Origin of the sequence: Pseudoalteromonas sp. Isolate6 (assembly GCF_022398435.1) — a bacterium.
GTDB classification, from domain to species: Bacteria; Pseudomonadota; Gammaproteobacteria; order Enterobacterales; family Alteromonadaceae; genus Pseudoalteromonas; species Pseudoalteromonas galatheae.
In genome coordinates this window covers 12,560-27,198 of record NZ_JAKEVK010000009.1, presented here as the reverse complement: position 1 = coordinate 27,198, position 14,639 = coordinate 12,560, and the positions used below count along the sequence as shown (strand labels likewise).

15 protein-coding genes are annotated in these 14,639 nt (G+C 43.5%); all 15 read right to left on the bottom strand.

Annotation, left to right across the window (positions count from 1 at the left end):
* The 15 genes from L1D50_RS02400 to fliN all read right to left on the bottom strand — a co-directional run bounded on the left by L1D50_RS02400 (window position 1) and on the right by fliN (window position 14,631).
* Window positions 1–771, bottom strand: a complete 771-nt coding sequence (locus tag L1D50_RS02400; protein WP_239965431.1) for a ParA family protein — start codon at window positions 769–771, stop codon at window positions 1–3.
* Between the two features lie 127 nt (window positions 772–898).
* Entirely contained in the window at window positions 899–2,044 is a 1,146-nt protein-coding gene (locus L1D50_RS02395; RefSeq protein WP_239965430.1) for a chemotaxis response regulator protein-glutamate methylesterase, read from the bottom strand.
* A 75-nt stretch (window positions 2,045–2,119) separates the two neighbouring features.
* Window positions 2,120–4,345 carry a chemotaxis protein CheA gene (locus L1D50_RS02390; RefSeq protein ID WP_239965429.1) on the bottom strand — a complete coding sequence of 742 codons (2,226 nt, stop codon included), beginning with the start codon at window positions 4,343–4,345 and terminating at the stop codon, window positions 2,120–2,122.
* Between the two features lie 13 nt (window positions 4,346–4,358).
* Window positions 4,359–5,135, bottom strand: a complete 777-nt coding sequence (locus tag L1D50_RS02385) for a protein phosphatase CheZ (protein ID WP_128727863.1) — start codon at window positions 5,133–5,135, stop codon at window positions 4,359–4,361.
* A 19-nt stretch (window positions 5,136–5,154) separates the two neighbouring features.
* A complete protein-coding gene (cheY, locus tag L1D50_RS02380) occupies window positions 5,155–5,538 on the bottom strand; it encodes a chemotaxis response regulator CheY (protein ID WP_010369104.1) in 384 nt (127 codons plus the stop codon).
* 42 nt (window positions 5,539–5,580) lie between these two features.
* Window positions 5,581–6,315, bottom strand: a complete 735-nt coding sequence (locus L1D50_RS02375) for an RNA polymerase sigma factor FliA (RefSeq protein ID WP_239965428.1) — start codon at window positions 6,313–6,315, stop codon at window positions 5,581–5,583.
* Window positions 6,316–6,317: 2 nt separating this feature from the next.
* The gene (locus L1D50_RS02370; protein WP_088531010.1) at window positions 6,318–7,178 is read right to left on the bottom strand and encodes a MinD/ParA family protein; all 861 of its coding nucleotides are present in this window, start codon (window positions 7,176–7,178) and stop codon (window positions 6,318–6,320) included.
* Complete coding sequence (gene flhF / locus L1D50_RS02365) at window positions 7,171–8,646, bottom strand: flagellar biosynthesis protein FlhF (RefSeq protein ID WP_128727865.1); 1,476 nt, start codon at window positions 8,644–8,646, stop codon at window positions 7,171–7,173. Before flhF ends, L1D50_RS02370 begins: the two co-directional genes overlap by 8 nt.
* 19 nt (window positions 8,647–8,665) lie before the next feature.
* Window positions 8,666–10,768, bottom strand: coding sequence for a flagellar biosynthesis protein FlhA (flhA, locus tag L1D50_RS02360; RefSeq protein WP_128727866.1), 2,103 nt, complete (start codon window positions 10,766–10,768; stop codon window positions 8,666–8,668).
* Window positions 10,769–10,851: 83 nt separating this feature from the next.
* Complete coding sequence (flhB, locus tag L1D50_RS02355; protein ID WP_239965427.1) at window positions 10,852–11,982, bottom strand: flagellar biosynthesis protein FlhB; 1,131 nt, start codon at window positions 11,980–11,982, stop codon at window positions 10,852–10,854.
* Window positions 11,983–11,991: 9 nt separating this feature from the next.
* Window positions 11,992–12,771 carry a flagellar biosynthetic protein FliR gene (gene fliR, locus L1D50_RS02350; RefSeq protein ID WP_128727868.1) on the bottom strand — a complete coding sequence of 260 codons (780 nt, stop codon included), beginning with the start codon at window positions 12,769–12,771 and terminating at the stop codon, window positions 11,992–11,994.
* Between the two features lie 2 nt (window positions 12,772–12,773).
* Window positions 12,774–13,043 (bottom strand): flagellar biosynthesis protein FliQ, encoded by a 270-nt coding sequence (fliQ, locus tag L1D50_RS02345; protein WP_128727869.1) that lies wholly within the window; start codon window positions 13,041–13,043, stop codon window positions 12,774–12,776.
* Between the two features lies 1 nt (window position 13,044).
* Entirely contained in the window at window positions 13,045–13,782 is a 738-nt protein-coding gene (gene fliP, locus L1D50_RS02340; RefSeq protein ID WP_128727870.1) for a flagellar type III secretion system pore protein FliP, read from the bottom strand.
* Entirely contained in the window at window positions 13,775–14,233 is a 459-nt protein-coding gene (gene fliO / locus L1D50_RS02335; protein WP_128727871.1) for a flagellar biosynthetic protein FliO, read from the bottom strand. The genes fliP and fliO overlap by 8 nt, the downstream gene beginning before the upstream one ends.
* Window positions 14,233–14,631, bottom strand: coding sequence for a flagellar motor switch protein FliN (fliN, locus tag L1D50_RS02330; RefSeq protein ID WP_128727872.1), 399 nt, complete (start codon window positions 14,629–14,631; stop codon window positions 14,233–14,235). The genes fliO and fliN overlap by 1 nt, the downstream gene beginning before the upstream one ends.
* Between the last annotated feature and the right edge of the window lie 8 nt (window positions 14,632–14,639).

The window sequence follows — 14,639 nt, the reverse complement described above, 5'->3', positions numbered from 1 at the left end:
CTAGCTTAACTGCTTTAGGTAGTCCAATAGTGCACGATACGCAAATACGCCTCGCGATTTAGGACAAAACTGTACTGGGACCTGCTGTGCAAGGCTCGCATCCCTAAACTTGGTATCTACGGGCACCACGCCTGGCCAAACGGCCTCTTTGTATGTTGCCAACAACGTTTTATACGCCTCCAACGACGCTTTGGTCCGTTTATCATACATTGTTGGAATAATGGTGTATTGATACTGCTTCTGCTGTGAAGACTGCATTAGCTCCATCGTGCGCATCATTCTATCTAGTCCCTTCAACGCCAAAAATTCAGTTTGAACCGGTACTAAAATTCGCTCACTCGCTGCTAGCGCATTGACCATCAACACACCAAGTACGGGTGGACAGTCTAAAATAGCATAATCATATTGATCCGCTATTTTTTCGAGCGATTTCTTTAAGATAAGCCCCATACCCGTTTTATTACCCATACTACGATCGAGCGTAGCAATGGCCATAGTGGCAGGCAAAATATCAAGATTTTCAATAGTTGATGGGCAAAGAGACTGTAAAATTTCTTCACTCGTCATACTGCTGCCGCGTGCAAAAATATCATACACACTGACTTCTAGCTCTTCAGAATCAATACCAAAGTAATATGTCAGTGAAGCATGAGGATCGGTATCAATAAGCAAAACTCGGTAACCTTGTTCAGCAAGAATGCCTCCTAAGCTTACCGTCGTCGTGGTTTTACCCACGCCACCTTTTTGATTTGCTACTGTCCAAATTTTCACTCTATATTCCTTCGCTTATCACTATTGATTTCATTCAATAGATACTATACCAACTCAGTGTTATTTATTCTTTTTAGACGTTTGATATTTACAAGCTTCAAGCAGAGCAACCAAGTAATAGCTTAGTCTATTGGTTACCTGCTTCTTTATTAATTCTCGCAGCAAAGTCTTGTAGGGCGATACTATCCGAAGAAAGTCCAGCGCCGGCGACTGCTTGAGGCATGCCGTACACAACACAAGTCGCTTCATCTTGCGCCCAAATAGTGGCCCCCACCTGCTTTAGCATACGAGCGCCATCTCGGCCATCTGCGCCCATTCCCGTTAAGACAATTGCTAACGTGTCGCTGCCATAAGCTTTTGCAACACTCGCAAATGTCACATCAACGCTAGGTTTGTAGGTGATCCGTGGGCTATCATCCTCAAACACTTTAAGTGTTTTACTACCACCGCGACTTTCAACCAGCATTTGCTTGCCACCTGGGGCTAAATAGGCCACGCCAGGCATTAATCTATCCCCTTGTTCCGCCTCTTTAACTTTAATCTGGCATAAGCTATTTAATCTTGCTGCAAACGCAGGCGTAAACGCGGCAGGCATATGCTGGATAAGTAAAATTGGATGAGGGAAGTTCGCAGGCAACTGCGTCAATATCGTTTGCAGCGCAACGGGTCCACCTGTTGACGTGCCAATTGCAACCAACCCATATCTTTTACCCGACGCTCTAACACTCGCGGTATTCGACGAGCCACCAGATACCGGTCTCTGAAAACTTCTATCCGGTTGAGGGATCGTTGCTCTTCCTGTGTCAGTGCGAGTTGCTCTAGGTTCGACTCGCTTAGGTGGAGTCGTGATACTAGGGCGAGTAAAGCGGCTAACACGGCGACGGCCTATTTCCTTAACTTTATTTTGTAATGATTTAATTGCCTCTTCGCTATTACGAGCGATGTCTTCAAACTTTTTCGGTAAGAAATCAACGGCGCCAGCATCCAGTGCATCTAACGTAGCACTCGCGCCCTCACGAGTAAGCGAAGAAAACATTAAGATTGGGGTCGGTGTAGCCTGCATGATCTGCTTCACCGCACTGATCCCATCAAGCACAGGCATTTCTACGTCCATAGTAATTACGTCTGGACGCAATGAAGCGGCTTTTTCAACCGCTTCCTTTCCATTAACAGCGAAATCTATAACCTTGATTTCATTGTCTTTTTCCAAAATTTCACTGACTCGACGACGAAAAAAACTTGAGTCGTCTACGACTAACACTTTAACTGCCATTGGCAACGCTCTTTTATTTTGCTCTACAGCAGAGCAGCAAATGCTGCTCTAGAATTCGAACTACGCCTAATAAAATTAGGCGTAGTGTTTTAATAAGTTGGGAACATCAAGGATTAGCGCAATGCCACCATCGGATGTGATAGTAGCACCGGCCATACCTGGTGTACCTTGTAACAATGCATCTAATGGTTTTATTACAACTTCCTCTTGACCTATCAGAGAATCGACCACAAAACCGACTTGCTTGGTACCAATTTGCGCAATGACGACATGGCCTTCCGCCTTTCTCATGCTCCTGTTGGCACCTTTCACTAACCAATGCTCAAGATAAAACAGCGGGATCGCTTTTTCTCTCACGATGATAGTCAGTTGACCATCAACCACATTCGTTTTAGTCAAATCTAAATGGAATATCTCGTTCACACCAGCAAGTGGTAACGCAAATGTTTGCTCACCCACTACCACCATCAAGGTAGGCAAGATAGCCAATGTAAGCGGTACTTTTATCTCTAATACGGTACCAACACCCAGTTCTGATTGGATATTTACCGAGCCATTCAATTGCGTGATCTTCGTTTTAACAACGTCCATCCCGACACCACGGCCTGAAATGTCTGAAATTTGTTCTTTCGTTGAAAAACCTGGTGCAAAGATCAGATTATAGGCTTCAGTATCAGACAATCTGCTCGCTTGGTCAGAATCAATAACTCCCTTATTGATAGCTATTTTCTTGAGCTTTTCAGGATCCATACCGGCACCATCATCACGAATGGTAAGAAGTATATGATCTCCTTCTTGTGATGCAGATAAGGTAACGGTTCCCATTCTTGCTTTGCCCGAAGCTTCACGTACATCAGGCATTTCAATACCATGATCCACTGAGTTTCTAACCAAGTGAACTAATGGATCTGCAAGCGCTTCAACAAGATTCTTATCTAAATCTGTCTCTTCACCTTGTAAAACTAAGTTGATCTCTTTTTTCAAGCTTCGTGCAAGATCTCGTACAACTCGAGGGAAACGGCCAAAAACCTTTTTGATTGGCTGCATCCGCGTTTTCATCACGGCGCCCTGTAAGTCTGCGGTCACTACATCTAAGTTTGAAATGGCTTTCCCCATGGTTTCGCTATTGGTGTTATTGGCTAAGCTAACCAATCGATTACGAACCAACACCAATTCACCAACCATATTCATGATTTCATCAAGACGTTTAGTATCAACTCGAACTGTAGTCTCAGCTTGCGCAGCAGGTTTCTTTGCAGCTGCAGGTGCTGAGGCTTTTGCAGCGTCAGGCTCTTTTTGTGGTGTAGGAGCTGCAGACTTAATTTCCGCTTTAGGCGCAGGCTTCGGGGCTGGTTTCGGCGCTGGCGCAGCTTTAACTGGCTCAGGTTGAACAGGTTTACTCTCTGACGCTTTTGCGGGCGACTCATCCACTGCTTTAGGTGCACTCCCTTTACCGTGCAGCTCGTCAAGCAAAGCTTCAAATTCATCATCAGTGATTTCTTCATCACCAGCAGGCGCATTCCCCCCGTCGGTTGAAGTTTGCTTAGCTTCAGATTCACTGGCTTGCGAAGTCACCGGGTCTTCTGTATTTGGTGCACTACCAAATTTACCAACACCATGGAGTTCATCTAAAAGGTTATCGAATTCATCATCAGTGATGTCACCATCATCCGAGGTTGACACAGTTTCAGTTTTAGTCGCTGGAACTACAGCGGGACCATTACCAGCACCATGTAATTCATCTAGCAGATTTTCAAACTCTTCTTCCGTTATCTCATCAATGCCTGAACTACTATCAGTATCTGAGCCAACATCTGCATCGAATAAAATATCATCTGCATTTAAATCCGGCACCAAAGGTTCTGGCTCAGAAACAGGTTCGTCAATCACCTCATTGACTTCGTCTTCAGAAGCGGGCTGGCTAAGTTTGTGGAGTGTTTCAAGCAACACAGGATCAGCAGCTTCTGGCTCCTCCCGGTTTTGAATACAAGCGAACATTTCGTTGATAGTATCCAAAGATTGCAAAATAACATCCATCAATTCCGAAGTTACTTTTCGCTGTCCTTGTCGTAATACATCAAACACGTTCTCCGCACCGTGACAGGCATCAACCAGTTCAGTCATACCGAGAAAACCAGCCCCACCTTTTACGGTATGGAAGCCACGGAAAATCGCGTTAAGAAGTTCTTTATCTTCAGGATTATTTTCTAGTTCAACAAGCTGTTCAGATAACAGTTCTAATATTTCACCTGCTTCAACTAGAAAGTCCTGCAAGATATCTTCATCGACTTCAAAGCTCATACACACTCTCCAACTAGAAGCCTAAACTAGATAGCAAGTCATCGACTTCGTCTTGACCAGAAACCACGTCATCTCGCGATTCAGCGTCAATAATTGGACCTTCAGGTCCAGACAATTCATTACTGATAGTCTCAGTTGTTTTTATTTCATTTTCATTCGTTTTTTCTGCAACGGCAGGTGCTTCATCTGAAGTGCCAAACACAGTTAGAAGGTGAATGAGACTATCTTCTACTTCCCTCACAAGCTCAATAACACGACGGATAACCTGTCCTGTCAAATCCTGATAGTCTTGTGCCATCAGAACGTTGGTCATTAAACCTTGTAATTCGTCTGTCCGTGTCTTTGAAGTCTGCATAAAGCTGTCGAGATCATGACACAGAGATTTAAACTCACCGAGTTGAATATCCCTACTCATCAACCTATCCCAAGTGGGCTTTATTTGCGCTAACTCATCCGCAAGATTCTGCGCAAGAGGTAAGCTTTCTTCGACTGCGTCCATCGTTTTGTTTGCAGCGCTTTCCGTCATTTCCATAACATAATTAAGGCGCTGCTTTGCATCAGGAATAGCCTCTGTTGTGAGATCTGCAAGCCGAGTATCTAGTTCAAAGTTCTTTAAAGATTCGTGCAACTGACGAGTTAGCTTTCCAACTTCTGCAAATAGCTCCGATTGCTCTTTGTTAGCAGCTTCTAAAATCAGCTGGTCAGCTTTTTCTTGTTCACCCTGCTCTAAAAGCTCGACAAGTTGTTTTGCTTGTTCAAGTGTAATTTGAGGCGCAGCATTTACAGACATAGGCCATATCCCCTTGCTGTTAGCCTAGTCGCTCAAATACTTTTTCAAGCTTAGTTTTAAGCGTGCCAGCTGTAAACGGTTTGACAATATATCCGTTAACTCCAGCTTGCGCTGCTGCAACTATTTGTTCCTTTTTCGCTTCTGCGGTAACCATCAACACTGGAATGTGCTTAAGTTTTTCATCCGCTCGTATTGCACGAAGCAGATCAATACCTTGCATGCCCGGCATATTCCAATCAGTTACTACAAAGTCAAACTCCTGATTTTGTAGCATCGGAAGTGCTGTACTACCATCATCAGCTTCTTGAACATTGGTAAAGCCTAAATCTCTTAATAGGTTTTTGATTATTCTTCTCATAGTAGAGAAATCATCAACCACGAGAATTTTCATGTTCTTATCCAAAACTTCCTCCAGTGAGGTTCGAACCCAACTATTTTATGTACTCTAATTTATCCAGTCATTGATTTTAGCTTTAAGCTTTATCATTGCCTGACCGTGAATTTGACTTACTCGAGATTCACTAACATCAAGAATGGCGCCAATCTCTTTTAAATTCATTTCGTCGTTATAGTAAAGTGACAAAACTAAAGCGTCTCTTTCGGGTAACGCTTTGATCGCATTTACTAAAGACTCGTTAAAACGCTCATTTTTAACGTTATTAAACGGTTTGTCTAGCGCAAAATCGCTGTTTGCAGGGGTTATCACATCTTCATCAACCCCAAGATCCTCAATCCCGATGACTTTGCTTGCATTTACATCATGTAAAATATGATGGTACTCATCTAGAGATATATCAAGTTTTTCAGCGATTTCAGTGTCTTTTGGTTCTCGACCAAGGAGAGATTCTAGCTCGGAGATAGCTTCAGCCACCATTCGGCTATTTTTATGTACGGAACGCGGAGCCCAATCGCCACGGCGAATTTCATCCAACATCGCGCCTCGAATACGGATCCCCGCAAAGGTCTCAAAACTAGCTCCTTTAGAGGCATCGAAATTTTTAGATGCTTCAATCAACCCAATCATCCCCGATTGGATGAGATCGTCGAGTTGCACACTTGCCGGAAGTCGAGCTATCAGGTGACACGCCACTTTTTTCACCAGTGGAGCATGCCGTTCGACCACCTTGTGAAGATGCTCTGAAGTTTGATATCCCGCAGCTCTGTTGACCGGAGAAGCCATAATCACCCGTTTACAAGTTGTTCAATGAAAAATTCTAGATGACCGGAAGGTTGATGAGGAATTGGCCATTTAACTGCTTTAGCGGCAAGCCCCTTAATCGCAATCGCGGCTGGGGAGCTCGGAAATAAATCTACGATAGCTCTTTGTCTACGAGAGGATTTACGCATGTTTTCGTCAAACGGTACGGTGGCCACTAACTCCAGTGCTACATCTAGAAAACGATCTGTAACTTTTGAAAGTTTAGCAAATAATTCTTGCCCTTCACGCATGCTGCGGACCATATTGGCAACAATTTTAAAACGATAGACACCATGCTCTCTGCTTAACACTTTGATCAATGCATAAGCATCGGTAATAGAGGTTGGTTCATCACACACGACGACCATCACATCCTGTGCAGCCCGAGAAAAACTCAGGACCATATCAGAGATACCTGCTGCGGTATCAACAATTAATACATCGAATTGAGTGTTAAGTTCGCTAAAAGCGCGAATAAGCCCGGCGTGTTCTGCTGGAGTCAACTCTACCATATTTTGAGAGCCAGAGGTCGCCGGTACAATTTTGATACCTGCGGGCCCCTCTACAAGAATTTCATCAAGTTCACACTCTCCCGACAACACGTGCGACAGATTTTTTTCTACTCGAAGACCTAACATTACATCACAGTTTGCCAAGCCCAAGTCCGCATCCAGAACTAGGACTCTTTGTCCTTGTTGACCCATAGCGATAGCAGTATTGAGTGAGACATTAGTTTTACCCACCCCACCTTTACCACCGGTCACGGCTATTACTTTTACACCCTGGTTGCTATTTTGACTCATTCTACGCAGGCCACTTGCTTGATCTAAAACTGTGTTAATCATACATTCCTACTGACTCTGACGCTACTGGTACACGTCGAGAGTGCTGTGCTTTTATTCTTTTTAAATACAATTGCTCAGCCTTTTTTACTAGCTTTTGAGCATTTGCTACGCGAATGTCTTCTGGCACTCGCTGACCGTTGGTAAGATACCCTATTGGCAAGCGATTTTGAATCGCTATGCTAATTATCTCACCTAAACTTAGACTTTCATCAAGTTTTGTGAAAATACAACCGCTTAAATTTACTTTTTTGAAGTGCCGTACGGTTTCTTGTAACACATTCATTTGTGCTGTTGCACTCAGTACTAAGTAACTACGAATATCCACTCTTGCGCTACGCATAAGTGTATTTAACTGTTCAGTTAAGCGCAAATCTCTTTGACTCATTCCCGCCGTATCTATTAATACTAGACGTTTATTTCGTAAATGATAAAGCACTTCTGCAAGTTCATTTGCATCTTTAACTTGTTTAACTGGACAACCAATGATTCTACCATAGGTCGCTAATTGCTCGTAAGCACCAATTCTATAGGTATCAGTAGTTATCAACGCCACTTTATCTGCACCGTATTTTTGTGCGCCTAGCGCCGCTAATTTTGCGACCGTTGTGGTTTTACCAACACCAGTTGGACCCACCATAGCGAATACGCCACCTTGGCGGAGAATATCATTGTTAGTGGTGTGCATTTGGTTTATCACCATGTTTAACAAGGCATTCCAAGCTTCTTTACGAGAAACATCATCAGGGATAAAGCATGCCATTTGTTCAGCAACATCTTTGTCTATGCCCATTCCTTCAAGACGGTCTACAAGACACGCGCGGGTTGGATCACGACGAGCCATTTCTTGCTTCATTAGTCCTGATACTTGATGCTCAAGTAATTGACGAATTGCGTTCATCTCTTCACGCATTGCACTCATTTCGTCAGGCTTGGCATTTAGCTCGGGTAAATCATCACCAAAACCATTGTCCAATTCATCAGACTCTCCCCACTGCTGTGGTTGCTCAAAAGCATCATCCTCGAAGTCAAAAGATTGGCGGCGAGATTGCTGTGGCTTCGCTTGGTATGCCGGAGCTTCAGTCTGTGCCTTGCGTTGACTGCTTAACATTTGCTCAGTATCAATACCCGACTGTGAGAACATAGAAGCAAGTTCTGGTGAACGGGGGCGTGGTGCTTGGCGCTCAAGCAATGCTTCTAAGCTATCAGCTACTTGTGCTTGTTTTACAGGCTGAGCTTGGCGAGGCTCAGGACGGACAAAGCGAGTCTGAGCTTCACTAGGAGTTGCTGTACGGGTTGCTGGCGCTTGCTTAACCGGTGCAGCGGCACGGTCATTATCAATTGCTGCGACGATTTCAACACCATCCGCTAACTTTTTATTTGACATGATGACAGCATCAGCGCCAAGCTCTTCTTTCACTTCATTCAAAGCCGTACGCATATCTTTTGCGAAGAAACGTTTAATTTTCATGTTACAGCCCCTTTATCCTCTATTGTCCAACCGAGCTCACTATCTTGATTTGTCTTTCTTCTGGTACTTCTTGATATGACATCACTCGAAGCCCTGGAATTGTATGCTTAACAAATCGAGACAGCACACTTCTCAACATACCTGAGGTTAATAAGATGGACGGCTCCCCTAGCATTTCTTGGTTGTGATGTGCTTCTCTTAATGATTCTTGAAGCCTCTCAGCCAAGCCAGGTTCAATACCTGCCCCCTCATCACCTGCGTTCTGAAGTGACTGATGCAACATCTGTTCCAACTCAGGCGCCAATGTTATGACAGGGATTTCTTCTTCGCTCCCAACTGCATCTTGGACTATTAATCGACGCAGTGAAATTCTCACTGCAGCAGTTAGTACATCTGGGTCTTGGCTACGTGGGCCATACTCAACTAAGGTTTGCACAATCGAACGCATATCTCGAATCGCAACGCCTTCGTTAAGGAGGTTTTGTAATACTTTTACTACGGTAGTAAGCGGTAAAATATCTGGCACTAAGCCTTCAACCAATCGTGGGTGACTTTTCGCTAGCATGTCTAATAAATTTTGTACTTCTTCATGCCCAAGAAGTAGTGACGCATTATTCGTTAATAATTGGCTAATATGTGTTGCCACCACAGTTGCAGCGTCTACTACTGTGTAGCCAAGTGAATGCGCTTCATCCTTTTGGTCTGGCTTGATCCAAACCGCATCTAAGCCAAATGCAGGATCTTTCGTCTCAATGCCTTTAATCGGTCCAAACACTTGACCTGGATTAATTGCAAGTTCGTCTCCATGCTTTAGTTCGCCAGTCCCCGAGCCAACTCCCATTAAAGTAATGTTGTAGGCATTCGGATCCAGCTCTAAATTATCGCGAATATGCACAGGTGGTACCAAAAAGCCAAGTTCCTGAGAAAGCTTTTTACGCACCCCTTTAATGCGACTGAGAAGCTCACCGCCTTGAGCTTGGTCAACCAGAGGAATGAGGCGATAACCGACCTCTAATCCTATCACATCAACTGGTTGTACATCGTCCCAACCAAGTTCTTTTTGTTCCTGCTGTTGACCACCTTTTGCGGAAGGTCCTTTCGCAGCTTGCTCCGCTTTTTCAATCTCAGCTTTTTTCTTTTGTTGATTCGTGTAATAGGCAATATAACCAAGTAAAACACCCAAGCCTAAAAAGGCAACATGTGGCATGCCCGGGACGAGTCCCATAGTGATCAAAATACCTGAAGCAATAGCCAGCGACTTTTCATTACCCAGTTGGTTCTTAAACTGATCACCCATGTTGTGCGATTCATTTTGACGCGTTACGACAATTGCAGTACCTATTGAAAGTAAGAGAGAAGGAATTTGCGCGACCAGACCATCACCGATAGTCAACATGGTATATACTTCCATCGCATGACCAAAGCTTAAATCATGCTGGATCATCCCAACGAACAGGCCACCTATTATATTGATGGCAAGGATCACGATACCTGCAATAGCATCACCCTTAACGAATTTGCTTGCACCATCCATTGAACCGTAAAAATCGGCTTCTCTAGTCACTTCTTCACGACGAGCTCTAGCGTCATCCGCAGAGATAAATCCAGCGTTTAAGTCCGCGTCGATAGCCATTTGTTTACCAGGCATAGCATCAAGGGTAAAACGTGCGGATACCTCAGAAATACGGCCCGCACCTTTGGTAATTACAACAAAGTTAATAATTATAAGGATCAGGAATACAACTAAACCAACAGCATAGTTACCACCAATCACGACACTACCAAAGGCCTCAATCACTTTACCGGCAGCATCGCCACCATTATGACCTTCAAGTAACACGACTCGGGTACTTGCGACATTGAGTGCCAATCGCATGATTGTGGCGATCAGTAGCACCGCTGGAAACATGCCAAATTCAAGTGGCTTTAACGTATAAACGGTCACCAATAGCACCACAAGCGCTAGTGCAATGTTGAAGGAAAATAGAATATCGAGCAAAAAAGGCGGCAATGGCAAAATAACCATACCGAGTGCTGCAAGTACCAACAAAGGAGTACCAACACCCTTAGCATATTCTTTTTTATCTCGATTGAGTTGTTGTAAAACCGCTTTAAATTCCATAACTTAACACAAGCAAAAAATTGACACACAGCAACTACTGCAATATGTATTCCAATAAATTACTGATTCTATAGAAGCGACCTTTAATGTTTTAAATCATCAGGGATAGGTAAATTACTGCTAAGTGCCGTAGGCCTTTTCCCCTTACCCTTTTTGAAACGATTGAGCTGAAATACGTAAGCAAGCACCTGAGCGACCGCTGTGAATAACTTCTCAGGAATTTGATCTCCCACCTCGGTCGTGTGATAAAGCGAGCGAGTTAACACTGGCGACTCAACAATGGGTACATCTCTACCTTTCGCTATTTTTCGAATCTGCATCGCGAGCTCATCAACACCCTTAGCAATAACAATAGGCGCCCCCGCTCGTTCGGTATCGTATTTTAAGGCAACGGAATAATGAGTAGGGTTAGTAACGACAACATCTGCATCTGGCACATCTTGCATCATACGCCGCTGTGACATTTCTCTTTGCGTACGACGGATCCGTGCCTTTATTTGCGGATCACCTTCTGAGTTTTTATATTCATCTTTGACTTCTTGCAGCGTCATTTTGAGCTGCTTATGGTGATTATAACTTTGATAAGGGGCATCAATCGCTGAAATAATAATCATGGTGCAACTAAGCGCTAAAAACATCCAAGCGATAATTTCTAGCGCATGCTCTATACTTGATGGGATTTGCTCGATACTCAAATGCAATATTTCTTCAAAATACATATTGATAAGCAAAATGGCAAAGCCTGCAACTAACACAAATTTGAGAATTGACTTTAATAGTTCAATCGCAGCTTGTGGGCCCAACATTCGTTTAACCCCTTTCATTGGCGACATTTTACTCGCTTTTGGTGCAGCCGCTTGCCAAGAAAAGTTAAAGCCTCCAAGTAAAGTGTTTCCAACGACACCTGCTATTGCAATTATTAAAACAAACATCGCCATCGGAAATATTAATTCTGAAGCAATCTCTGCCCATACTGCGAACATTTTTGTTGTGTCGTAGGTTTCGTTGCGGTTCAGTGTAAGCATTCGCCCCATGACATTATATAACCCCTTACCTATTCCTGGGCCATACATCAATAAGGCGATGGCGGAAAATAGTAGAACAAAGGTCGTTCCTAGTTCCTTTGAACGGGCTACTTGACCTTTTTTCCGAGCGTCATCTATTTTCTTCGAGGTCGGTTCTTCGGTGCGCTCTTGACCGGAATCTTCTGCCATCTCAGACTCCTATACCGTGCACCCAATTAGGTCGCACATCAGCTCTATCATTTTAAGCCATTGAAACTCAAACTGTGCTAAGAAATTTCCTAGCGTCGCCCAAATAATGGTAAGCCCTGCAACTAAGGTAAATGCAAACCCAACAGAGAAAATGTTCATCTGAGGCGCGGCTCGAGTCATGATCCCAAATGAAATATTGATAATCAACATTGCAGTTAGCGGAGCCAATGCAAGGGCAAGAGCCGTAGAGAACATCCACCCCCCCCAATTAACTATTCGCCAGAAGTTGTCCACCGCCCACCAGTTTCCGGCGATGGGAAAACTCTCAAAACTATACACCACCATTTGTATCATCATTAGATGACCGTTATAAACAAAAAACAGTAATGTCGCCAAAATCAAATAAAATTGACCAACAGCAGGTACACTTAATCCGTTTGCAGGATCTACAACCGAGGCAAAGCCAAGACCTGTTTGCATCGCAAGTATTTGCCCGGCAATAATAAAAGTATTCAGCAGTAGCAATGAACCAAAGCCAATAGCAACCCCTGTAATAAGCTCCTGAATAACAACTAAAATCATCGAAAAGGAGAACAAATCAGTAAACTCTGATTTGGGCAAAACAGGCACTACGGCAAAGGTCACAACAACAGCAAGCGCAAACTTAATTCTAGCAGGGACGCTCTGAGCCCCAAGACCAGCCATTACCATGATCATTGAACTTATTCTCACCAATGGCAGTAAGAAATCACTCAGCCATTGCATGATTACCGCAAAGGTGAACTCCATGGTTAGCCTGCAATTTCAGGAATACGCATTATCAAGGAGGTAAAATAGTCCATGAGCTCCTGAGTAAGCCAATGGCCACCAACGATCAACGCAAAAATAGTGATAATTAGGCGAGGTAAAAAGCTTAATGTTTGTTCGTTAATTGACGTCGCAGCTTGAAACACAGCAACAACTAAGCCAATTAAAAGCCCTGGGACAACTATCGCAGACACCAATTTAATAACTAAGAACAACGCATCGCTTAAGATATCGACAAAGACTTCTGGTTCCACATCACACCCCCAGTCCAAAGCTTCTTGCGAGCGTTCCCATTACAAGACTCCAGCCATCGACAAGCACAAAGAGCATGATCTTAAACGGTAAGGACACTATCATTGGGGATAACATCATCATACCCATTGCCATCAAGACACTGGCGACAACTAAGTCAACTATCAAAAATGGAATAAAGAACATAAAGCCAATAATAAAAGCAGTTTGCAGCTCCGATGTAACGAATGCCGGTATAATCACGATAAATGGCGTGTCTTCAGGGCTATCAAGCTTGTCATATCCTGCTATTTTGGCAAAGGTTTCAAGATCCTTAATCCGAGTTTGTGACAGCATGAAAGCTTTCATAGGTTCTTTAGCGCGCTCAAGTGCCTGTATTGAAGTGATCTCTTCCTTTATATACGGCTGTACCGCCTGATCATTTATTTGTGAAAAGATAGGCGCCATAATAAATAATGTTAGAAATAGCGTTAGGCCGAGTAAGATCTGATTTGACGGAGACTGCTGAAGGCCAATTGCTTGCCTTAAAATTGCCAACACAACAATAATGCGTGTAAACGAAGTCATCATGATAACAGCTGCAGGAATGAAACTCAGCGCTGTCATAATGGCGAGCACTTGGAGTGTTACTGAGTACTCTTGAGAACCATCAGGGTTTGTTGTTACGTTTATTGCTTCTATCCCTTCCGCAGAAGCTACCCCAGAAAACAGTAATAAACAGAGTATCAGTAATCTAATCATGATTTTTCTTATTATGGTTATTGGCAACTTTCCCTTTGCCCGCTAAAAACTTTTGTAACTCATTTGCAAATGGCGTTCTGCCAACATCATCTAGTGGTGTTTCTAACTGATATAGGTAGTTGATATTATTAGGTGTTACGCCGAGTAAATGCTGTTTATCATCCAACTCTATTACCAGTAAACGTTCTTTCGTACCGAGCGATATACTACGGATAACTTTAAAGTCTTTTTGGTTTACTATGTTAGGGTTTAAGCGCTTTAAAACGAACGCTAAACCCAAAATGAGTAGGATAACCAACATCAAAGACAATCCCATGGACAGTAACTCGGCACTCAACCCCGAGCTACCAGCCCCCACAGAAGGTTTTGAAACTGCCTCTGAAATTGTTGCAGTGGCAGTGCTTGCATGAACAGCAATACCGTACACAGCTATATGCCAACCCCAACGCATTAACGTAGCTTTTTAATACGCTCAACCTGACTAATAACGTCTGTTAAGCGAATACCAAACTTATCGTTTACTACTACCACTTCACCGTGCGCTATCAGTGTGCCATTAACCAGCACATCTAACGGTTCACCGGCTACACGGTCAAGCTCAACAACAGAGCCTTGATTTAGCTGCAATAAGTTACGAATATTAATTTTAGAACGGCCTACTTCCATAGAAATAGTCACCGGGATGTCTAAAATTGTATCTAGTTTACGTTTTTCATCTGACGATAATGCAGGCGCTGAATCTTTGAGTTCATCTAACTCTGCAACTGCTGGCTCACTGTCACCTTCGGCACCCTCGGCTTCAGCTAGTGCTGCTGCCCATTCGTCCATAGTATCTTGATCATCGCTCATTGGATTAC

Coding starts and splice junctions, on each gene's coding strand:
- L1D50_RS02395 (WP_239965430.1), bottom strand. CDS start 2,044: ATGGCAGTTAAAGTGTTAGTCGTAGACGACTCAAGTTTTTTTCGTCGT.
- L1D50_RS02390 (WP_239965429.1), bottom strand. CDS start 4,345: ATGAGCTTTGAAGTCGATGAAGATATCTTGCAGGACTTTCTAGTTGAA.
- L1D50_RS02385 (WP_128727863.1), bottom strand. CDS start 5,135: ATGTCTGTAAATGCTGCGCCTCAAATTACACTTGAACAAGCAAAACAA.
- L1D50_RS02375 (WP_239965428.1), bottom strand. CDS start 6,315: ATGGCTTCTCCGGTCAACAGAGCTGCGGGATATCAAACTTCAGAGCAT.
- L1D50_RS02370 (WP_088531010.1), bottom strand. CDS start 7,178: ATGATTAACACAGTTTTAGATCAAGCAAGTGGCCTGCGTAGAATGAGT.
- flhF (WP_128727865.1), bottom strand. CDS start 8,646: ATGAAAATTAAACGTTTCTTCGCAAAAGATATGCGTACGGCTTTGAAT.
- flhA (WP_128727866.1), bottom strand. CDS start 10,768: ATGGAATTTAAAGCGGTTTTACAACAACTCAATCGAGATAAAAAAGAA.
- flhB (WP_239965427.1), bottom strand. CDS start 11,982: ATGGCAGAAGATTCCGGTCAAGAGCGCACCGAAGAACCGACCTCGAAG.
- fliR (WP_128727868.1), bottom strand. CDS start 12,771: ATGGAGTTCACCTTTGCGGTAATCATGCAATGGCTGAGTGATTTCTTA.
- fliP (WP_128727870.1), bottom strand. CDS start 13,782: ATGATTAGATTACTGATACTCTGTTTATTACTGTTTTCTGGGGTAGCT.
- fliO (WP_128727871.1), bottom strand. CDS start 14,233: ATGCGTTGGGGTTGGCATATAGCTGTGTACGGTATTGCTGTTCATGCA.
- fliN (WP_128727872.1), bottom strand. CDS start 14,631: ATGAGCGATGATCAAGATACTATGGACGAATGGGCAGCAGCACTAGCT.